Raw genomic sequence first — 19,958 nt, 5'->3', positions numbered from 1 at the left:
GTAGTACGGTGAGTATCGTACGAGGCAGTCGAACGGCTCCGGCCTTCGGCTGCCCGTCCGATGCCTTTGCCGCCTTTGCCGCTGCCTTGCCGAAGGAGACTCGCCGTGAGCGCACTGTTCGAGCCCTACACCCTGCGGTCGCTGACCGTTCCCAACCGGCTCTGGATGGCGCCGATGTGCCAGTACTCGGCGGAGGCCTTCGGGCCGAACGCGGGCGTCGCGAACGACTGGCACTTCCAGCACTACGGTGCCCGCGCGGCCGGCGGCACCGGCCTCATCCTCCTGGAGGCGACCGCCGTCTCCCCCGAGGGCCGCATCTCCCCCTACGACCTCGGGATCTGGAACGACACCCAGGTCGCAGCCCTGCGCCGGATCGTGGACTTCTTCAAGTCGCAGAACACCGTTCCCGGCATCCAGATCGCGCACGCGGGCCGCAAGGCCTCCACCGCCCAGCCGTGGAACGGGGGCAAGCAGATCGACGAGTCCACTCACGGCTGGCAGCCCCTCGCGCCGAGCGCCGTACCGTTCGCCGAAGGCGACCGCACGCCCGCCGAGCTCACTGTCGATCAGATCAAGGAGATCGTCGGGCAGTTCCGGGCCGCCGCCCAGCGCGCCCTGGACGCCGGCTTCGAGGTCGTCGAAGTGCACGGCGCGCACGGCTACTTGATTGGCGAGTTCCTCTCCCCGCACGCCAACAAGCGCACCGACTCCTACGGCGGCTCCTTCGACAACCGCACCCGCTTCGCCCTCGAAGTCGTCGACGCCGTACGCGAGGTGTGGCCCGCCGACAAGCCGCTCTTCTTCCGCATCTCCGCCACCGACTGGCTGGACGAGGGCGGCTGGACCGCGGACGACACAGTGCGCTTCGCCTCGATCCTCAATGACCACGGCGTCGACCTCCTCGACGTCTCCACCGGCGGCCTCGCACCCAAGGTCACCATCCCGGTGGGCCCGTCGTACCAGGTGCCGTTCGCCACTCGGGTCAAGGAAGAAGCCGGACTGCCGGTGGCCGCGGTGGGCCTGATCACCGAGGTCGAGCAGGCCGAGAAGATCGTCTCCAATGGCGAGGCGGACGCGGTGCTGCTGGGCCGCGAGCTCCTGCGCAACCCGTCGTTCGCACGGCTCGCCGCCCGTGAACTCGGCGCGGACGTCCACGTACCCGACCAGTACCACCGCTCCGTCTGACCGAGTCGGCGCCCGACGACGTTCGCCGAGGGGCGTCTCCCTCCCCGGGAAGCGCACCCTCGGCGACGCGTAGTCGCAGGACGAAGCCGGACGGTCGGTTCACGCATCGGTTGCGAGGTCTTGGCCTGCCTCATCGGCTGTTCCGCGGTGTCGATAGCGCCCACCACATCGACGTCCACGCGCGCCTGCTCGGTCTGGTCCGTCTACATAGGCAGAACGCGTCCCGCGCCATCCATGGAGACCTCCGTCAGCTCCGCGCCTATGGGCTGAACCCCCGGCCCGGGCCCGCCTTCGACGGCATTGGACGGCGCAGCCGGAAACAGCGTTCCCACGCTCAACAACCGGAATCTCGCACCGTTTTCGACTTGCATCGCAATGCCGGAGAAGCGCTACCGGTCCTGACGCACAGCCTTACCTCGAGCAGCCGGTCGTGGGCTCATCCCGGTGAAGAGGGCGCCGAAGAAATCGTTGACGTACTCGCGGGTGATCGGCTCCTGGATGATCAGGAACTGGAAGTAGAGCGGGCCGGAGCAGATCGACATCGCCAGGTCGAGGTCGAAGTCAGGTGACAGGTGGCCCTGTTCCTGGGCCGTTCTCAGTCGCTTGACGAGCTTGCCGGCCATCGGATTGATGAAGCGCTCCTTGAGCTCGGCGGCGACCTGGGGATCGTGCTGGGCCTCGGCGATCAGCGCCTGGACCAACGGGCCCACGGGCGGCCTGGCCAGCAGTTCGACAGCCGCATGAGCCTGTTCGCGCAGATCGGCGAGGACGTCATCGGTGTACGAGAAGTCCAGCTCGGGCTCGTCCAGTGACAGCAGGGAGTCCAGGAGCAGAGCCCCCTTGGACGACCAGCGGCGATAGATCGTGTGCTTGCCGACGCCGGCACGCGCCGCGATCGCCTCGATGCTCAGCTTGGGGTAGCCGATCTCCTGACCCAACTCCACCGTGGTCCGCATGATGGCCTCGGTGCGGTCGGCGCCTCTGCGGCGCGGCGTGCTCGTCATGAAGCCCACCCTATCGGTACGGCACGTGCCGTTGACATGCGTGCTCGATTCGGGCATCGTCCTGACGCGCAGACCGGCACGGCACGTGCCGTTCCTATCGCTGACCGCGCAACCCGCGGCCCCAGCAGTCCCCAACAGCTTTCAGCCTTCGATCGGAGGGCCCCATGCCTTCATCTGTCATGCCCACGTCCAGGCGGAATGACGGTCACGCGCCGCCTCCCGCCATCTCCGCCGTCGCTCTGCGCAAGTCGTACGGTGACAAGACCGTGCTCGACGGCATCGATCTGCACATCCCCGCCGGCTCCGTGTTCGCGCTGCTCGGACCGAACGGCGCCGGCAAGACCACCGCCGTGAAGATCCTCACCACGCTCATCTCCGCCGACGGAGGGCAGGCCCAGGTCGCCGGCCACGACGTCGCCGAGCATCCGGACGGGGTGCGCGGTGCGATCGGGGTGACCGGGCAGTTCTCCGCCGTCGACGGGCTGATCACCGGCGAGGAGAACATGCTCCTCATGGCCGACCTCCACCTGATGTCCAAGCGTGAAGCGCGCCAGGTCACCGCCGAGTTGCTCGCGCGCTTCGATCTCACCGAGGCCGCGACGAAGCCCGCCTCCACCTACTCCGGCGGCATGAAGCGCCGCCTGGACATCGCCATGACGCTGGTCGGCACACCGCGGATCATCTTCCTGGACGAGCCGACCACCGGGCTCGACCCGCGCTCACGGCACAACATGTGGGGGATCATCCGCGAGCTGGTCGCCGACGGTGTGACCGTCTTCCTCACCACCCAGTACCTGGAGGAGGCCGACGAACTCGCCGACCGCATCGCGGTGTTGAACGACGGAAAGATCGCCGCAGAGGGCAGCGCCGACCAACTCAAGCGCATGATTCCCGGTGGACATGTGCGGCTGCGTTTCACCGATCCGACCGCATATCAGGCGGCGGCCTCCGCGCTGACCGAGGCCGCGCGCAGTGACGAGGCGCTCGCCCTGCAGATCCCCAGCGACGGCAGCCAGCGCGAACTGCGCTCCCTCCTCGACTGGCTGGACGCAGCCGGCATCGAAGCCGACGAGGTCGCGCTGCACACCCCGGACCTCGACGACGTGTTCTTCGCCCTGACCGGATCCGACAAGCCCAAGGAGACCGTCCGATGAGCTCCCGGACCGCTCCCGCCCACCCGGGCCGGACGACGCTCGCCCTGCGCAATTCGTCCACGATGCTGCGGCGCAACCTGCTGCACATGCGGCGCTATCCGTCGATGACGCTTCAGTTGCTGCTCACGCCGGTCATGCTGCTGCTGTTGTTCGTCTATCTCTTCGGTGACGTGATGAGCGCGGGCATCGGCGGTGGCGGTGCCGACCGCTCCGCGTACATCGCGTATCTCGTTCCGGGCATCCTGCTGATGACCATCGGGGGCACCACCATCGGCACCGCGGTTTCGGTCTCGATGGATATGACCGAGGGCATCGTCGCCCGCTTCCGGACGATGCGGATCCACCGCGGATCCATCCTGATCGGACACGTCGTCGGCAGCGTGCTCCAGTGCCTGTTCAGCGTGGTCTTCGTCGGCGCCATCGGCGTCGCCATCGGCTTCCGCTCCACCGGCGCCACCGTCCTCGAGTGGCTGGCGGCCTTCGGACTGCTTGCCCTGTTCGCCCTGGCCCTCACCTGGATCGCGGTCGGCATGGGCCTGGTCAGCCCGACTCCCGAAGCCGCCGGCAACAACGCCATGCCGCTGATCTTCCTGCCGCTCATCTCCAGCGCCTTCGTCCCGGTCGGCAACATGCCGGGCTGGTTCCAGCCGATCGCCGAGTACCAGCCCTTCACTCCGACCATCGAGACCCTGCGCGGTCTGCTCCTCGGCACCGAGATCGGCACCAACGGGTGGATCGCCCTCGCCTGGTGCCTGGGCCTCGCGGCCCTCGGCTACTTCTGGTCCAAGTCGACGTTCGAACGCGACCCGAAGTAGCGCCCAACGCCGGGCCGCAGTGGTGTTCGTGCGCAGCTCGGGCGAGCCTCAACCTGAGGGCCGTGCCATCGTGGATCGCGGTGCCGCCGTGGGCGCACGGTGGAACAGGTGAAGGGAACAGTTCATGTCACCTTGGACACGCGAACGTCTCGGTGCCGGGGTGACCGTCGCCGGGATCGTGGCGAGCCTGCCCTCGGTGTGGCATACGGCCGGCCACATCAAAGACCCGGCCTTCCGCACGACCACGCCCTATGGGACGGAGCATGTCGCCTACCACATGGCGCGCGAAGTGCTGACGGCCGCCGGGAGTCTGACGGCCGTCGGCATCGGTGCACTGTGCGGCGCCCGCCGCACCCCCACGGTGTGGCGGGTCATGGCCGCCGCTGCCGGCGGTTACTGCGCGGCACTGTGGTCCGGCGGGCCCGTCACCGGCGTCTGGGCCCCCAACCGCCGCGCTCTCCTGGTCCACGCCGCGGGGACCGCAGGGCTGCTCACGGGTGTCTGCCTGCTGCGGCCCCGCCCCATGGAGTGGACCGCGGGCTGACCGAAGACAGTCAGCCCGCGGCGTACTGCCTCAGGAAGCGCGGCTCGGCACCCGTACGACTGCCACGGTGAGGTTGTCGGTCTGATCGGTGTCCACGTCGCAGGGCTTGGCCGGCGCGACGAGCAGCGAGCCGGCCGTCATGCCCTTGGGCACTCCGGGCTGTGCGACCAGCGGAACGGTGAGGCTGTCGTCCTCCTCCACGTCCTGCCCGTCGAGCGTGCACCGGACGATCTGCGGGATGCCCGGGGTCTTGTCGTCCAGTTCGAAGGCGCAACCGTCCGGCAGTCCGCCCTCGGTGTCGACCTTGGTCAGGAGCGGTGTGGTGAACACGACGACCGTGCTGTCGCTCGCATTGGGGCCGACATTGCCGTAACGCAGCTCGAGCTCAGCTGTGCCGTCCTGTTCCACGACGGCGTCGGACTGCGCGATCCACAGGCCCACACGGTTGCCGGCCGGGGGCGCCGGGGTGGGCCGGGTCAGGTTCAGGCGAGCCAGCGTCCAGTTGTTGTTGGCGTCGGACTCGGTGTCCTTGGACTCGGGGGCGGGCAGCACGGAGGACCGCCCCCTGATGGTGCCCGTGAGCCGGGCCCGCTCCGTGACCACCACGGGGACGGCGAGCGTTGTGTCGCGTCCCTTGGCCAGTCCGGCGGGCAGCCGGCAGACGACGACCTCCGGCACCACCGGGTCCGGATTGGCGTAGGCGATCTTGCAGCCCCGGGGAAGGGGGCGGCCACGGTCGATGTTGGTGTACGCCGGCGTCGCGTACGAGACGAGAGCCGGACCAGTCGTCGGTCGCGCGCCCGCGTTGGACACGATCAGCTTCTGCACACCGCTCTTGCCGGGCGACACCTGAAGGGGGACATCCGCGATGGCCAGGTCGACAGCGGTGCCACGCGGCGCGGAGAAGGAGGTGGCCGCCCCTGCGACCAGGCAGGCCACGGCGGCAGCGGCCGACAGCGCACCGCGGCGAACGGTGGACCGCGTCCATGAACGACGGTGAGTGGGGGGCATGAAACGTCCTCGCTGGATCGGAAGGAGACCTTGACGTGAGGCTTGACCTCGCTGCGACCGAACAATCGCGGGGCTGCGCGATTCGCCCGAACGGCGGCCGAGCACTCACAGCCACCTGACCGGCGCGTCCTGTTCAGGGAAGGCCGACCCTGCGGTCGGCGTGGCAGCACCCGTGTGGAGGCAATCATGGAGAAACATCTCCAGGGCTGACGGTGGCCCTGGCCGAACGGAGTGGGCCGGATCATGGCACGTCTGCGGGTCGCGGTGGTCGGCGGGAGCGTGGCGGGCTGCGCCGCCGCCCGGGCCCTGGCCGCATTCTGCGACGTCTCCGTCTACGAACGATCGACGGGACAGTTCCGGCAACGCGGAGCAGGTCTGGCCCTTCGTGCCGACCGCTACGCCGAACTGTCCGTAGCCGGCATCCTCGACGACGGGATTCCCTGGCTCGCGCTCGAACGGCGGCTGTGGCTGCTCTGTGCGGACGGCACCCGACTCGCGCGTACGGGCCGACAGTTCGCCCAGTCGCCGTTCCCCTACCGCTCCTACAGCTGGGGCGCCCTGTGGCAGGGACTGCGCGAGCGAGTCCCTGCGTCGGTCGCTTTCCACTCCGGCACGGTGGCCGTGGGTGTGCGACAGGACGCGACAGGCGCCGAGGTGGACTTGGCCGACGGCACGACGAAGCGGGTGGACCTGGTGGTCGGCGCGGATGGTTATCAGTCTGTTGTCCGTGCGGCCGTGTTCCCGGATGCGGTGAGCAGGTACGCCGGATACAGCGCCTTGCGCGGCAGACTCCCGGCCTCGGCCCTGCCGCACCCGGCGTCGGCCTTCGCCGAACGGGACGCGCCCACTGTCGTATTCGGCTCCGGGCACCTGCTGGCCTTTCATGTCCCCGGCGAAGACGGTCCGGAGATCAATTGGCTGCTCTACTCCTCGACGCCACAGCACCGTGAAGCGAACCCGACGCAAGAGGCGGCGGCTCCATCCGGGCAGCAACTGCGCGGCTGGGACACACTGATGCGCCGGGAGCTGCCTCCCTACTGGCTGGAGCTGCTGCACAAGACTTCACCGCACACCATGGTGCTGCAGCGGATCGGCGACCTGGCCGCCCCCCGCTACGTCCAGGGCAGAGTCGTACTGATCGGCGACGCCGCCGTGCAGCTTCGTCCGCACACCGGCAGCGGCGCGCTCAAAGCGCTCCAAGATGCGGCCGCGCTCGGGCGAGCTCTGCACAGCGGCAGGCCGCTCGCCGAACGCCTCGACACCTTCGAGTCCGAACGCCTGCTCGTGGGCCACCGGATGCTGGAACTGGGGCGGCGTCTGGGAGAGACGCTCGTGCTGAACCCTCCCGCCTGGGCCGAGATGGACCGGACGCGGTTCGACGCCTGGTTCGAGAGCACCGGTCAGTCCGCCGTTGGCGGCGGCCGATAGGCCGCGCAGGCAGGGCCGGCTGAAGTCCCGGGTCCAAGGGCGGACCTCGGTCGCGACCTTTTGATGAGGCGGCCGGGGTGGCACGTCGCTTATGTTCTGGGAGCGCGCTGCGGGCGTACGGAGATACGCGTATGCAGCGGGGGCGGAACGCGTACGAGAGGCGACGGCATGAACGAGAAGAAGCAGACGGCATCCGTGTGGCAGGGCGAGGAGTTGGACCTCGACGCCTATCTGGAGCGGATCGGGTTCGAGGGCCCGCGGGACGCCACCTTGGAGACCCTGGGCCGGCTCCAGCGGGCGCACACCACGTCGATCCCGTTCGAGAACGTGCATGCGGTTCTCGGCGTCCCTCTCCCTCTCGACCTGGCCTCCGTGCAGGAGCGTCTGGTGTACCGGCGGCGTGGTGGTTACTGCTTCGAGCACGTCGTGCTGTTCGCGGCAGCCCTGGAGCGTCTCGGGTTCGACTTCACCGGGATCACCGGGCGCATCACACTCGGCGCCCCCAAGGTGACGCCCGCCACCCACGCCATGGTCGTCGTACGCTTCCCCGACGACCCGCGGGCCTGGCTGTGCGACGTGGGCTTCGGCAGCGGCCCGACCGCACCGATCGAGCTCGCCGACGGCGCCACGCTGGAGGCCGACGGCTGGAGTTATCGGCTGGAGCGGCGGCCCGGAGCGCTCGCCGACACCTGGTCGTTGCACCAGCTCGGACCCGACGGCTGGTTCGACCGGAACACCTTCGTCCTCGTGCAGCAGTACCCGATCGACTACCGGGTCGGCAGCCACTACGTCGGCAGCCATCCGCGCTCGCCGTTCGTCACGAGGCTGTTCGCCCAGCGCTACACCGGGCCGGAACACCACCAACTCGACGGAACCACCTGGAAGATGACCACGCCCGACGGCGTGAGCATCGAGAAGGAGGTCGAGCCCGCACAGATCGGCGCGCTGCTCGCCGAGACCTTCGACCTCGCGCTCGACGAGGACGAACTGACCGCGGTCCTGCGGGAGTCCGGGCTCCGGTGACGCCGCCGCGGCGCGCTCACCCTCCGGCGTGAGGGCCTCCGCCACCAAGGCCCTGGCCCTGGGGGGCGGGGCCCGAGGGAGGAGGCGCGAGCAGCGTGGCCAGTCGGCGGAAGAGCGGAAGGACGTCGAAGTGGTCCTCGTAGAGGGGCGCCGCGATCGAGGCGTCCGGCAGACAGGCCGCGTACGCGGCGCGATGCGCGAGGACCTCCGAGCGCTCGGCCTCGTTGCGGGCCTGACGCGCCTGTTGCAGGGCCGCGTCGTGGTCGCCGAGCGCGGCGTACGCGAGCGCGGCCGTCCCGGCTCGCGAAGCGGGCAGCACCTTCTCCCGATGTTCCGCGCCAAAGGGGTCGAGGTATGCGCCAAGGGCGTGGTCGGGATCGTCCCCGAGTTCGAGGAACCCCGGCCACCATGATGTCGACCCAGTGCGGGACGGAGTTCCTGATCCGCGCCCACCTCTGCTGCGCCGGATCGAGGTGGAGCCGCCTTGCCGACCTTGGGGGACCTCGCAAGGTGAGCGCGAGATCTTGACGTACTGCCGTGGCGGCCCAAGAATGACCGCTCTCTGACAACGTTGTCGTACGGGAAGGTCGCACCTCTCGATGTCCCAGCAAGCCTGGATTCCCACCCGCCGTCACGCCCTGCGGATGCTCGGCGCGTCCGGCGCCCTGGCGGCCTTCCCCCTCACGCTCGGCACGGGCGCGGCCGCAGCCTCGACCACGACGGCGGTCGGGGCGGACGAGGACCCCGTGGCGGGGACCTACTACCGCGTACTCCTCGATCACACCCGTTGGTCCGAGACCCAGTGGGACGAGACCCAAGGCCGCTACACCGCCAAGGACTTCGGCTTCGCGGTCGTGCTCGGCAACGCCGTCCTGCTGACCCGCGGCGCCTACGACGCCGAGCGCGCCGGGGTCGACCGGGACACCCTGCGCGCCCGTACGCTCGCCACGCTGAAGCACTTCGCGGCCTCGAACCGGCTCACGGGCGGCACCGTATGGGGCCGCAAGCTGTTCTTCGACACCACGTTCCAGTCGTACTTCGTCCTTGCCGCGCGCCTGCTGTGGGACGAGCTCGACGAGACGACCCGCCGCGACGTCGACACCATCGTCCGCGAACAGGCCCGCTACACCGAGGCGTTGGGCACGGAGGACGACCCCGACTCCGGCGACTGGGGTCCCAACGGGCTGTCCGGCGGCTTCAAGGGCGACACCAAGCTGGAGGAGATGGGCATCTACGCCCAGGCGCTGGCCCCGGCGCTGGCCTGGGCGCACGACGATCCCCGGGCAGAGGCGTGGCGGGCCGCGTTCGGGCGCTGGAGCCGTAACGAAGCCGGGCTGCCGGCCGCCGATCTGGCGAATCCCGCCAAGGTGGACGGGGTGGCGGTCAGCCGGAACACCGCCCAGAACCTGTACGACACCTTCATCGTGGAGAACCACGGGTCGTTCGGCCCGCACTACCAGGAGGAGCTCTGGCGCACCTCCGGGCGCAACGCCGTCCACTTCCTGACCGCGGGACGGCCCCTGCCCGAGGTCCTCACCGCACAGCCCAACGCCGTTCCGCTGTGGCGCACCCTGCTCGGCGTGATGAGCGATGCCGGCGAACCCCTGATGCCGATGGTCGCCGACCGCGAGCACCTCTACGGACGCGATGTCATCCCGCTCGCGTTCCTCGCCCAGGTCATGGGTGACCGCTCCGCCGCCGCCTGTGAACTCGCCCTCGCCGAACGGCTCGAGGCCTACCAGGCGTACCCGCCGCAACACCGCATCGCGAAGTTCTCGGGCGAGCCCAAGTACGAGCCCGAGGCGCGCGCCGAGCTGGCCATCAGCTATCTGCTGCACGAGTGGCGTGCCCGCTCGGGACGCGGCCCCGTTCAGCCGCTGACGCAGGACGAGCTCTTCGCGCAGGCGAGCGGCGTCCACGACTACGGGCCGGGTCCCGGGCTGCTCTCGCACCAGTCGCCCGGCGCGTGGGCCGGCGTCGTCAGCAAGCCGGACTTCGTGAAGTTCGCCTGGCAACCGGCGCACGACGACTGGCTCTTCGCGCTCAGCGGCAGGACGCCGATGTTCCTGCCGGGCACGGGGGCGAAGGTCACCGCGAGGAGCGTGACCGCGTACACGCGGCTGCGGGACGGCTTCGACGGGAGCGCGAGTGTCCTGACGCTGGAGGGCGGTCATGCGGGATTCACCACGCTGCCGTCGGGCGCTGTGGTGTACGCGACCTCCGGCGTGGCGGCGGGTGAGGGGCACCTGGAGGTGCACAACCTGACCATGCCCGGTGTGCCCGGTCTCGAAGGCAGCCGCACGTACCGTGCCGCGGAGGGCAGCGCGACAGTCACGGCGAAGGACGCGACGCAGGCGGCCGCCGCCCCGCGCGTCGACGAACTGACCTTCTCCCGTGGCGAGTTCCGCCATCTACGCATGCTCGGTGTGCGGCCCGATCCGTCGTACGGCTATTCGCTGTACGCCTTCGAGATACGTGACGGCGCCTCGGGCGAGGACCTGGCACGCGGCGGTACGGCGTCCGCATCCTCCGCCGATACGGGCAGGGAGGCCGCACGCGCGGTCGACGGTGACGGGGCCAGCCGCTGGGCGGTGTCACGGGCCGACCGTCCGCGGGCCGACAGCTGGATCGCCGTCGACCTCGGCGCCGCCCGTGCGGTGGACCGGGTGACGCTGCGCTGGGAGTCGGCGGCGGGACGCGCGTACCGGCTGCAGGGATCCGCCGACGGGCAGCAGTGGACCGATCTGGTCGTCTGGCCGCGCCCGGACCTCACCAGCCGTGGCGGTTGGCTGGACGTCGACGGCCGCGCCGGGCTTGTGGTCCGTGGCGGCTCCAACCCGCTCTCCGTGTACGGCGACACGGTCATCCTGTCCGACGGGCCGGCCGAGAACCTGCTGGTCGAGGCACTGCCCGGGGCGACCCCGGACGACCTGCGCGCCGCGGCCGCCCGCAAGACGCCCACCGCCGACGCCCCGCAGGTCAGGGCGGCGCTCACCGAGCACCACCTGAGCCTCTTCAACCTCTCGTCGGCCGCGGTGTCGACGACAGTCACGCTGCCGCGGTCTTCCTCGACGCCGGTCCGTCTCTACGACGGCGTGCAGACCGTCACCGCGTCGGCCACGGAGTACCGCGCCGAACTGGCCGCGGCCTCGGCCGTGTTGGCGCCGCCGCGCATGGAGCTGGCCGGCCGCGGCCTGCCGGCGGGGCTGCGCGCCGAGGTGACGGACGGACGCACCGTCCGCCTCAGCGGCCCTTCCTGCCGTATCACCGTCTCGGCGCAGGGCAGGAGCATCGCCGCCACGGTCCACGCGGGACGCACCACCACGGTCACCGTGCCGCGCGCGACGGCCTATCCGCTCGCGGACCTCGCGCTCGGCCGCACCACGTTCCCCACCGCTCCCCTGCCGCCCGGTATGACGGACCCGCAGGCCGCGGTCGACGGGGACGAGGCGACCGCGTGGGACCCCGGCCCCGACGGCCGCATGGTGGTCGACCTGGGCTCGCCCCGGCACATCGGCGAGATCCGCGCCCGGTGGCGGGAGGGCCGCGTGCCCGCCGCATACGTGGAGTTCAGCCTGGACGGCCTGAACTACACCGACGCGGGACGGATGTCCGACCGCGGCTTCCTGCGCACGGACCACACGGCGCGCTACGTGGCCCTGCGCGTCGGCCACACGAGCGGCCGCCCCGCGGCTCTGACCAGCCTCACGGTCACGGCCGCCTGATCGCATATCTCAGGGGCGCCGGCTTCGGCCCGCGCCCCTGAGGCATCGGTCTCCTGAGGCATCCGCGCCCCGACAAGGGCGGGCATCAATTCCCGTGCGGATTCGACGCGTTGAGGGTCGCGACCACCTGGTCGTATTCGCCGTGGGCCTCGCCGTAGCGGAGGAACTTGACGCGTTCAACCTGGATTTCCTTGGCGTGCGGTTGGGTCTCCAGGAGGGTCATCACCTCGATCCCGGCCATCGGGACGAGCACGTTGAGCTCGGGGTGACGGGTCAGGACGGACTCGGCCGCGGCGGCGATGGATTCCGGGTCGGCCGTGTCGCTGCGGACCGCGTCGCTGCCGGGATGGTCCTGGTCGGCGGGTACGCATGGGCGGGCGGGCACCACGGGGCCAGGCAGACGGGTGCGGCGGACGCTTCCTTCCCCGTGCCGTAACGGGACGGGTCCGACACCTCCCGTTCACCCGTACCGGCGGGGAATGTTCGGTTCCGAGAGCACGCTGCGGGTGTGAGACGAATCGCAGGAATCATCCTCGCGGTGCTGCTGATCGGTGGCGTGGTGGCCGCCGTCGTAGCAGGCCGGGCAGAGGAACGGAGCACGGCAACGAAGACCGTGCGCGCAGTGATCGGATCGGAGAAGGCCGAGTTCTTCGCCGACCCGGATGTGGTCGATGCCCTCGCCGCCAAGGGCTACACCGTGAAGGCCGAGACCTCCGGGTCCTGGGCCATGGAAGGGCTCGACCTCAAGGGGTACGACCTCGCGCTGCCGTCGAGCCAGGCGCCGGCCGTCGAACTCGCCGGCAAGTACAAGGTGACGGGCACGCTGCCGCGCCCCTTCTACTCACCGCTTGTCGTCGTGGCGCACAAGAACGCCGCCGGGGTGCTCGCGGCGAACGGTCTGGCCACGCTTGACGAGGCCCACCGGGGCACCCTGAAGATGGCCGGCTATCTCGACGCGGCGCGCAAGGACCGTACCTGGCAGCAGCTCAAGGGGAGTGAGAAGTACGGGGAGTTGACGGGCACGCTCTATCTGTCGAGCACCGACCCCGTGACCTCCAACTCCGGTGCCCTGTATCTCGCCGCGGCCTCCTACGTGGAGAACGGCGGCAAGGTCGTCGCCGACGACGCCGCGGTCAAGCGCACCGCCCCACTGCTGCGCAAGCTGGTCAGCGTGCAGGGCGCACAGCAGGCCGGCAGTGACGCCGTGTTCCGGGACTTCGTCAGCGGCTCCGGCAATCCGCTCGTGGTCGTGTACGAGTCCCAGGTCGCCTCGCTTCTGAGGGAGGGGCAGCAGCCGGACGACCTGGTCGTCCTCTACCCGGACACCACGGTCAACAGCGACCACACCGTCGTACCGCTGACGGAGGACGGCAAGGCGGTCGCCGAACTCCTCTCCCAGGACGCGACGTTGCGCGACCTGGAGGTCCGGCACGGGTTCCGTCCGCATGGCGGCCCGCCCGAGTTCGCGTCCGGAGCCACGTATCTGAAGCAGGAACTGACCGGCGTCCACCAAGCGGCCGTGCCCACCTCCGAGGTGCTGCGCGAGCTGGCGCGGCGGGCGAAGGGATAGGGGGAGCACCGCATATGACCAGCAACACGGCCGGCGACACTACCGGCACCAACGACACCTTCGTCCTGACCCCGCCGCAGCCCGTGGCCGCCGTGCCGCGCGAGAAGGCCGGCGGACTCGTACCGGTCGACGACGGCGTACGCACGGACATGGCCGACAAGGCCGCAGCCTATGTCGAGGGGCTCGCGGCGCTCGACGCCCGCTCCCCCGAGTTCGCCGGCAAGGTCGGGGAGATCACCTCGCTCGGCGCCGGTGAGATGCGGACGGCGGCGGCACAGTCCAACCGGATGCTCGAGCGGACCATCCGGAGCCTGCCGGACCAGGGCGGGGACGCCCAGTCACAGGTCGCGGGCTCGCTCGTGGAACTGCGGCGGGTGGTCGAGGACCTGGACCCGCGGGACCTGCCCGCGTCCAAGGGACGCAAGTTCCTGTCCCGCCTTCCCGGCGGCAACAAGCTGCGCGATCACGTCGCCAAGTACGCCTCCGCGCAAGGCACTCTCAACAAGATCGTGGGCTCGCTGCGCGGCGGACAGGACGAGCTGCGGCGCGACAACGCCGCCCTGGGGACCGAGCGCGTGCGGCTATGGGAGAGCATGGGCAAGCTCCAGGAGTACGTGGTGCTGACCGAGGCCCTCGACGAGGCGGTCGAACAGCACATCGCCCAGGTGCCGGACCCGCAGCAGGCCGACTCCCTGCGCGCCGACATCCTCTTCCCGGTCCGGCAGAAGCACCAGGACCTGCTCACCCAGCTCGCGGTGTGCGCGCAGGGCTATCTCGCCATGGATGTCGTACGCCGCAACAACGAGGAACTCATCAAGGGCGTCGACCGCGCCGCGACCACGACCGTCTCCGCGCTGCGCATCTCCGTCATGCTGGCATCCGCCCTGGACAACCAGAAGAAGGTCATCGAGCAGGTCAATGCGCTGCGCGGGACGACCGAGGACCTGATCAGGGGCAATGCCGAGATGCTCGCCACCCAGAGCGGCGAGATCCAGCGCATCGCCGCCGACCCGGCGGTGGGGGCGGAGACGCTGCGCAGTGCGTTCCAGCAGATCTACCGCACGCTCGACGCCATCGACACGTACAAGGTCCAGGCGACCGAGGCGATGGCGACGACCGTGGAGAACCTGACCGCCGAACTGCAGCACGCGAGCGGCTACTTGGACCGCAGCCGCTCGCGGGGTGCGCTGGAAGGCGGTCTTGGATGAGCAGACTCCGCACCAGGCGCCTCCTCGCCCCCACGCTCGCCGCACTGGCGCTGCTGACGGCCTGCACGGCGCAGGAGAAGCCCGACAACCGGGACGACAACGCGCCGCGGCCCGGCACCGTGCGTGTCCTCGCCTCCAGCGAGCTCGGTGACATGACCGAGGTGCTCGACGAGATCGCCGACGACACCGGCATCGAGGTCCGTCCCACCTACATGGGCACCCTCGACGCGGTGGACCTCGTGGCGAAGGGCGAGGCGGACGGGCGGTACGACGCGTTGTGGCTGTCCTCCAACGACTACCTGCGACTGCGGCCAGAAGCGGCGCGCAAGGTCGTGTCCGAGACGCCGATCATGTCGAGTCCCGTCGCCATCGGCGTGAAGTCCGCCTCGCTGGCCGAGTTGGGCTGGGAGCCGAAGGACGTCACCTGGAAGCAGGTCGAACAGGCCGTCCAGGACGGCAAGTTGACCTACGGCATGACGGATCCGGCCCGCTCCCACTCCGGTTTCGCCACGCTCGTCTCCGTCGCGTCGGCGCTGTCCGGCGCCCAGTCCGCGCTCACCGACGCCGACGTCACCAAGGCCACGCCCCGCCTGAAGGAGTTCTTCACCGGACAGAAGCTGACCTCGGGCTCATCGGGCTGGCTGGCGACCGCGTACAAGCGGCGCGGGAACGTCGACGCGCTGCTCAACTACGAGTCCGTCCTGACCGGCATCCCGGGCCTGACCGTTGTCCGCCCCAAGGACGGTGTCGTCACCGCCGACTACCCGCTGTCCTCCCTCGCATCGAGCGACGGTACGGCCCGCGAGGACGTCCGCCGCCTCACCGAGGCGCTGCGCACCGATGACATACAGCGGCTGATCACCGAACGCACCCGGCGCCGTCCGGTCGTCGCGTCCGTACCGGTCGCATCCGGCCTCGACACCGGCCGGCGCCGCGAACTGCCGTTCCCCGGCAGCCTTTCCGTCGCCGAGGGCCTGCTCGACGCGTACGAGAACGAGCTGCGCCGCCCCTCCCGTACGGTCTACGTCCTCGACACGTCCGGCTCGATGAAGGGCGACCGCCTGGCACAGCTGAAGCGGGCACTCACCGCGCTCACCGGGGACTTCCGCGAGCGCGAGGAGGTCACGCTGATGCCGTTCGGCTCGGACGTGAAGAGCGTGCGCACCCATGTCGTGGAGCCGGCCTACCCCAAGTCCGGGCTCGACGGCATCCGCAAGGACACCGCGGCGCTCAGCGCTCAGGGCGACACCGCGATCTACACCTCGCTGCGGAAGGCGTACGAGCATCTGGGCAGCGGACAGGACACGTTCACGTCGATCGTGCTGATGACGGACGGCGAGAACACCACGGGCGCCGACGCCGCCGACTTCCGCAGGTTCTACGACGGCCTCGACAAGGCGGCGCGGGAAACTCCCGTGTTCCCCATCCTCTTCGGCGACTCCAGCAAGGCCGAGCTCCAGGGCATCGCCGACCTGACCGGGGGCCGGCTCTTCGACGCCGAGGAGGGCTCGCTCGACGGCGCCTTCGAGGAGATCCGTGGCTACCAATAGATTCGGCGGGGTCCGCGGGCTCCTGGGGTATCTGGAGTCCCGTAAGAACATCGCGGGCAGCGCGGGCGGGCTCCTCGGCCTCGCGCTCACCTTCACCGAAGTGGCCGGGCCTTACTGGCCGGTCGTGGTCGCCGGGCTCTATGGAGCGGGCGCGCTGATCGCCCCGCCGGAGCGGCCCGCACCGCCCGACTTCCCGGATCCGTCGGCCCAACTCGACGAGGTGCGCGGCGACTTCGAAACGCTGCGCGCGTATCTGGCGGACGTGGAGCTTTCGGTGACGGCGGCCGCTCGGCTGCGGGAACTCACCGATGTGCTGACCGCACTGCTCGACCGCGGCTGGGTCGCGGAGTTGCTGGCCCACGATCCGGAGAGCGTGCATGTGCTCTCGCGGATCGTACGGCGCGATCTTCCCGAGGCCGTCGACACCTTCGTACGCACCCGCTGGTGGGACCGGATGGGGCCGGGATCCGAATCCCCCGAGCTGCATCTGGAGCGTCAGCTCGGCCTGCTCAGCAAGGAGACCGAGCAGCTGTCCGCCGGACTGCGCGAGACGGAGGCCCGCCGGCAGGAGACCCACACCCGGTATCTGGAGGAGCGGGGCGGGACGTCCTGACACCGCACCGCTCACCCGTGTCAGGACGTCCCGCCCGGCCCATGGGGCGCCCCCGTGCATCTGCGCGCCCCTGCGGGCGACTTCGGAGTAGCACGGCGGGCCGGATACAGTGCGCCACCCGACACGAGAGGTGGCCTGTGGAACAGAGCGGATGTGTACCCCAGCAGCGCACGGACGAGTTTCCCGCGGCGGAACTCCTGGCTGCGGAGCGCCGGTTGAGACATGCCGTACGGGCGGGCGATCTGGCGGGGTTACGCGGCCTGTTCCATCCGCAGCTGGTGTCCGTGCGGCCCGACGGCCGCTGCCACGGCGCGGAGCACGAGGCCACGGCCCTTGGCACCGGCACCCTGGCGGTCGATGTGATCGAACCCGAGGAGACCGTGGCGACCGTGGTCGGCGCGACCGGGGTGACACGGACCGTGCTCTTCGCCCAAGGGCACTGTGACGATGTGCCGTTCGAGGCCCGCGTGCTGTGCACGCGTACCTGGGTGCATGACGAAGCAACCGGGTGGCAGGTCCTCGCCACTCGTGTGGGTGAGGTGGATCCGGAGGCGTGAAGCACGCCTCCGGCGCTTCACCAGTCGCCGTCGGAGACGGGCTTGCCCGGGGCGTCTCCCAGCGGCTTGATCTGGCCGGGATGCGGCTGCTGCCAGGGCTCGTGGTCGTCGCCGAGCCACTCCCCCACCGGCTTGACGCCTTCGAGGGTGTCCGTCGGCGCCACGTCCTTGCCGTCCTCGTCGTAGTAGTCGAACCAGGGCAGGCCCGCCCGCGTGTACGCGGCCCGGTCGACGGGCGAGGGCGGAGGCGCTTCGCCGGTGATGCGGCGCCATTCGGGCGGGGTGACGAGATGGACGAAGACCCGGGCGGCAGGCGCCTTGGCCCAGTCCGACCCCGGGCGGTCGTCCTTGTAGACCTCCTGGCGCATGGAACCGCCGACACCGAGGCCCATCGCGGGGGCCGCGCGCGGGGCAGCGACAGGGGCCGCGCCGTACTGCTGTGCGCCGACCGGCGCGGCGGCCATCGGCGCGGGCATGGCGCTGCCGGGTGGTGCCGGCATCGCCCCGTACCCCGTGGAGCGCAACCGCGCGACCTGCTCGGCCGCCAGCCGGCGCTGCTCCTCGCGCCACTTCTCCAGCAGCTCGTCGTTCAGCGGGAACGACTGCAGTTGTACGCCGCCCCAGTGCTCCTCACCCGTCACCTGACCCTCGACGGTCGCACCGAGCCCGAGGGGCACGGCGACGAACTGACGGACCGTGCCCTTACCGGAGTTGATGCCGTCGAGCCAGCGCTGGCGGGGCAGCACCACATAGTTCTGCGGGTGGCGCTTCAGCTTGTCCCGCCAGGGCTTGCCCGAGACGGCACACACCTTGCCGACCCCCACCTGGAGCGCGGCGGGCTCCGAACTCGCCGTGAAACTCAGCCACATGGCCTCACGGAGATACACGGGCAGCAGCACGCCGCCCCGCTGCAGCCATTCCGCGGGGACCGTGTCGGGAAAGTCCTCCACGCGCCGCAGCGGAAAGGCGCCCAGCCCCGGAGGCAGCGCATGCGTACCCGTCTCCGGCAGCCGCAGCGTCCGCATGAACTGCACGCTGACCCCGCCGGGCAGCCGCAGCCTGTCCCCGTCGATCCGTACCGCTTCAGAAGCCACCATGCTCTCCCCTCGCATCGGTGATGCCGACGCTTGGAGAACGCAGCCCGGGCGCCTGCCGGTTCCGCTTTCGGGCCACCGGCTTCCGCTTCGGCTCAGCGGCCGAGTGTCAGGCGGCCGAGTGCAGCCGGTGCAGGCCTTCGATGGCGAGCCGGTACCCGTCCGTCCCGAAGCCGACGACGATGCCGGCCGCCGCGGGCGAGAGGTAGGAGTGGTGCCGGAAGGACTCACGGGCGTGCACGTTCGAGATGTGCACCTCGATGACGTGCAGGCCGGTGCCCTTGATCGCGTCGTGCAGCGCGACGGACGTGTGCGTATAGGCGCCCGCATTGAAGACCGCGCCGATCAGGTCACCGGACTTCTGCCGCTCCCCCGCCTCATGGATCCAGTCGATCAGCTGCCCCTCATGGTTGGACTGCCGGCAGTCGGCGACGTGACCGAGGGACGCGGCCGTCTCCTGACAGAGCGCCTCGACGTCCTTCAGGGTCTGCGCGCCGTAGATGCCCGGCTCGCGGGTGCCGAGGAGGTTGAGGTTGGGGCCGTTGAGGACCAGTACGGAAGCCATGCGCACAGCCTAGGTGTACTGACCCGCGCCTGACTCGTCCTGCTCGTCACCGAGCCCTTCGGCTCACCGCCGAGGGCGGGATCAGGATCCGCCCAGGCCCGCCTGCCGGGCCCGGACGATCGCTTCCGCGCGGCTCGCCGCCTGGAGTTTGGCGAGGATGTTGGACAGGTGGTTGCGTACGGTCTTCGGGCTCAGGGTCAGCCGCCGGGAGATCGCCAGGTTGTCGAGGCCACGGGCGACGAGGTCGAGCAACTCACGTTCACGGACGGTGAGTTCGGGGAGCGGGGCGGGGGCGGCACCCGGGGTGCGCAGGCCGGTCAGGTAGGCCATCGCACGCGAGGCGACGGCCGGCCCGAGGACCACCCCGCCCCCCGCCACGGTCCGCACCGCCCGGTCGATCTCGGCGGGCGCGGCCCCCTTGAGCAGGTAGCCCCGTGCGCCCGCCCGCATCGCCGCGAAGACCGAGTCGTCGTCGTCCAGCATCGTGACGACCAGAACGGCGGTGCCGGGGTGCGCCCGCAGGATCTCGCGAGTGGCGTCGACACCGGACGGGGCCCGGTCGCCCAGGTGCAGATCCATCAGGACCACATCGGGCCGATGCTCCCCGGCGGCGGCCAGCGCGCCCTCGGCGGACTCCGCCTCGGCCACCACCCGCAGCCCCGGCAGCGAACCGAGCAGCGCGGACATCCCCATCCGGAAGACGGGGTGGTCGTCGACGACGAGGAGGGTGGTCGGCGGGCCGTCGGCCGTTTCGTCCGGGGCGGCAGGAACGGCGGGAACGGCGGGAACGGCAGGATCACGGTCACTCGCCACGGTCGGCCTCCACGTCCGTGCCCGTGCCCGTACGAGCCTCGGGTGCCGCGTCCGGGACGCGGAGGGTGAGCCGGGTGCCCCGGCCGCCCACCCCCGGGC

Annotated in this window: 19 protein-coding genes; 12 read left to right on the top strand and 7 right to left on the bottom strand. The window is 70.5% G+C overall.

The window, feature by feature from the left end; genetic code table 11:
- Positions 1 to 105 precede the first annotated feature (105 nt).
- Positions 106 to 1,185 carry an NADH:flavin oxidoreductase/NADH oxidase gene (locus G6045_RS21550; RefSeq protein ID WP_165333676.1) on the top strand — a complete coding sequence of 360 codons (1,080 nt, stop codon included), beginning with the start codon at positions 106 to 108 and terminating at the stop codon, positions 1,183 to 1,185.
- A gap of 389 nt (positions 1,186 to 1,574) precedes the next feature.
- Here the strand turns inward: G6045_RS21550 and G6045_RS21545 are convergent, their stop codons facing one another.
- A complete protein-coding gene (locus G6045_RS21545) occupies positions 1,575 to 2,189 on the bottom strand; it encodes a TetR/AcrR family transcriptional regulator (RefSeq protein WP_165333675.1) in 615 nt (204 codons plus the stop codon).
- A gap of 179 nt (positions 2,190 to 2,368) precedes the next feature.
- Here G6045_RS21545 and G6045_RS21540 point away from each other — a divergent pair, with 179 nt between their 5' ends.
- The 3 genes from G6045_RS21540 (at position 2,369) to G6045_RS21530 (ending at position 4,702) form a co-directional block, all read left to right on the top strand.
- Entirely contained in the window at positions 2,369 to 3,343 is a 975-nt protein-coding gene (locus G6045_RS21540; protein WP_165333674.1) for an ATP-binding cassette domain-containing protein, read from the top strand.
- On the top strand, positions 3,340 to 4,158 hold the full coding sequence (locus tag G6045_RS21535) for an ABC transporter permease (protein WP_165333673.1): 819 nt from the start codon (positions 3,340 to 3,342) through the stop codon (positions 4,156 to 4,158). Before G6045_RS21540 ends, G6045_RS21535 begins: the two co-directional genes overlap by 4 nt.
- Positions 4,159 to 4,282: 124 nt before the next feature.
- Entirely contained in the window at positions 4,283 to 4,702 is a 420-nt protein-coding gene (locus G6045_RS21530) for a hypothetical protein (RefSeq protein WP_165333672.1), read from the top strand.
- 30 nt (positions 4,703 to 4,732) lie between these two features.
- Here the strand turns inward: G6045_RS21530 and G6045_RS21525 are convergent, their stop codons facing one another.
- Entirely contained in the window at positions 4,733 to 5,713 is a 981-nt protein-coding gene (locus G6045_RS21525) for a hypothetical protein (protein WP_165333671.1), read from the bottom strand.
- A gap of 243 nt (positions 5,714 to 5,956) precedes the next feature.
- Between G6045_RS21525 and G6045_RS21520 the strand changes: the two genes are divergently transcribed.
- Both G6045_RS21520 and G6045_RS21515 read left to right on the top strand, forming a co-directional pair.
- Positions 5,957 to 7,141, top strand: coding sequence for an FAD-dependent monooxygenase (locus G6045_RS21520; RefSeq protein WP_165333670.1), 1,185 nt, complete (start codon positions 5,957 to 5,959; stop codon positions 7,139 to 7,141).
- A gap of 168 nt (positions 7,142 to 7,309) precedes the next feature.
- Positions 7,310 to 8,164 carry an arylamine N-acetyltransferase family protein gene (locus G6045_RS21515; protein ID WP_165333669.1) on the top strand — a complete coding sequence of 285 codons (855 nt, stop codon included), beginning with the start codon at positions 7,310 to 7,312 and terminating at the stop codon, positions 8,162 to 8,164.
- Between the two features lie 16 nt (positions 8,165 to 8,180).
- On the opposite strand, the gene G6045_RS21510 is transcribed toward G6045_RS21515, so the two are convergent.
- The gene (locus G6045_RS21510) at positions 8,181 to 8,483 is read right to left on the bottom strand and encodes a hypothetical protein (protein ID WP_165333668.1); all 303 of its coding nucleotides are present in this window, start codon (positions 8,481 to 8,483) and stop codon (positions 8,181 to 8,183) included.
- A 280-nt stretch (positions 8,484 to 8,763) separates the two neighbouring features.
- On the opposite strand from G6045_RS21510, the gene G6045_RS21505 reads away from it, so the two are divergent.
- Entirely contained in the window at positions 8,764 to 11,889 is a 3,126-nt protein-coding gene (locus tag G6045_RS21505; protein ID WP_165333667.1) for a discoidin domain-containing protein, read from the top strand.
- Between the two features lie 85 nt (positions 11,890 to 11,974).
- On the opposite strand, the gene G6045_RS40910 is transcribed toward G6045_RS21505, so the two are convergent.
- Positions 11,975 to 12,277: a Rossmann-fold NAD(P)-binding domain-containing protein gene (locus tag G6045_RS40910; protein ID WP_235968149.1), complete on the bottom strand. Its 303-nt coding sequence runs from the start codon at positions 12,275 to 12,277 to the stop codon at positions 11,975 to 11,977.
- A gap of 120 nt (positions 12,278 to 12,397) precedes the next feature.
- Between G6045_RS40910 and G6045_RS21495 the strand changes: the two genes are divergently transcribed.
- From G6045_RS21495 to G6045_RS21475, 5 genes are all read left to right on the top strand, one after another.
- Positions 12,398 to 13,459 (top strand): hypothetical protein, encoded by a 1,062-nt coding sequence (locus G6045_RS21495; RefSeq protein ID WP_165333666.1) that lies wholly within the window; start codon positions 12,398 to 12,400, stop codon positions 13,457 to 13,459.
- A gap of 14 nt (positions 13,460 to 13,473) precedes the next feature.
- Complete coding sequence (locus tag G6045_RS21490; protein ID WP_206344012.1) at positions 13,474 to 14,667, top strand: toxic anion resistance protein; 1,194 nt, start codon at positions 13,474 to 13,476, stop codon at positions 14,665 to 14,667.
- Complete coding sequence (locus tag G6045_RS21485; protein WP_165333665.1) at positions 14,664 to 16,217, top strand: substrate-binding and vWA domain-containing protein; 1,554 nt, start codon at positions 14,664 to 14,666, stop codon at positions 16,215 to 16,217. The genes G6045_RS21490 and G6045_RS21485 overlap by 4 nt, the downstream gene beginning before the upstream one ends.
- On the top strand, positions 16,204 to 16,830 hold the full coding sequence (locus tag G6045_RS21480) for a hypothetical protein (RefSeq protein ID WP_328707851.1): 627 nt from the start codon (positions 16,204 to 16,206) through the stop codon (positions 16,828 to 16,830). The genes G6045_RS21485 and G6045_RS21480 overlap by 14 nt, the downstream gene beginning before the upstream one ends.
- A 137-nt stretch (positions 16,831 to 16,967) precedes the next feature.
- Positions 16,968 to 17,387, top strand: coding sequence for a nuclear transport factor 2 family protein (locus G6045_RS21475; RefSeq protein ID WP_165333664.1), 420 nt, complete (start codon positions 16,968 to 16,970; stop codon positions 17,385 to 17,387).
- A gap of 17 nt (positions 17,388 to 17,404) precedes the next feature.
- On the opposite strand, the gene G6045_RS21470 is transcribed toward G6045_RS21475, so the two are convergent.
- From G6045_RS21470 to G6045_RS21460, 3 genes are all read right to left on the bottom strand, one after another.
- Positions 17,405 to 18,481, bottom strand: a complete 1,077-nt coding sequence (locus G6045_RS21470) for a hypothetical protein (protein WP_165333686.1) — start codon at positions 18,479 to 18,481, stop codon at positions 17,405 to 17,407.
- A gap of 109 nt (positions 18,482 to 18,590) precedes the next feature.
- Positions 18,591 to 19,046 carry a type II 3-dehydroquinate dehydratase gene (gene aroQ / locus G6045_RS21465; protein WP_165333663.1) on the bottom strand — a complete coding sequence of 152 codons (456 nt, stop codon included), beginning with the start codon at positions 19,044 to 19,046 and terminating at the stop codon, positions 18,591 to 18,593.
- A gap of 81 nt (positions 19,047 to 19,127) precedes the next feature.
- Positions 19,128 to 19,859: a response regulator transcription factor gene (locus G6045_RS21460; RefSeq protein ID WP_328707850.1), complete on the bottom strand. Its 732-nt coding sequence runs from the start codon at positions 19,857 to 19,859 to the stop codon at positions 19,128 to 19,130.
- Positions 19,860 to 19,958 lie beyond the last annotated feature (99 nt).

The organism is Streptomyces mesophilus (assembly GCF_011044995.1).
GTDB lineage: Bacteria > Actinomycetota > Actinomycetes > Streptomycetales > Streptomycetaceae > Streptomyces > Streptomyces mesophilus.
This window is presented reverse-complemented; position numbering and strand designations above follow the sequence as displayed.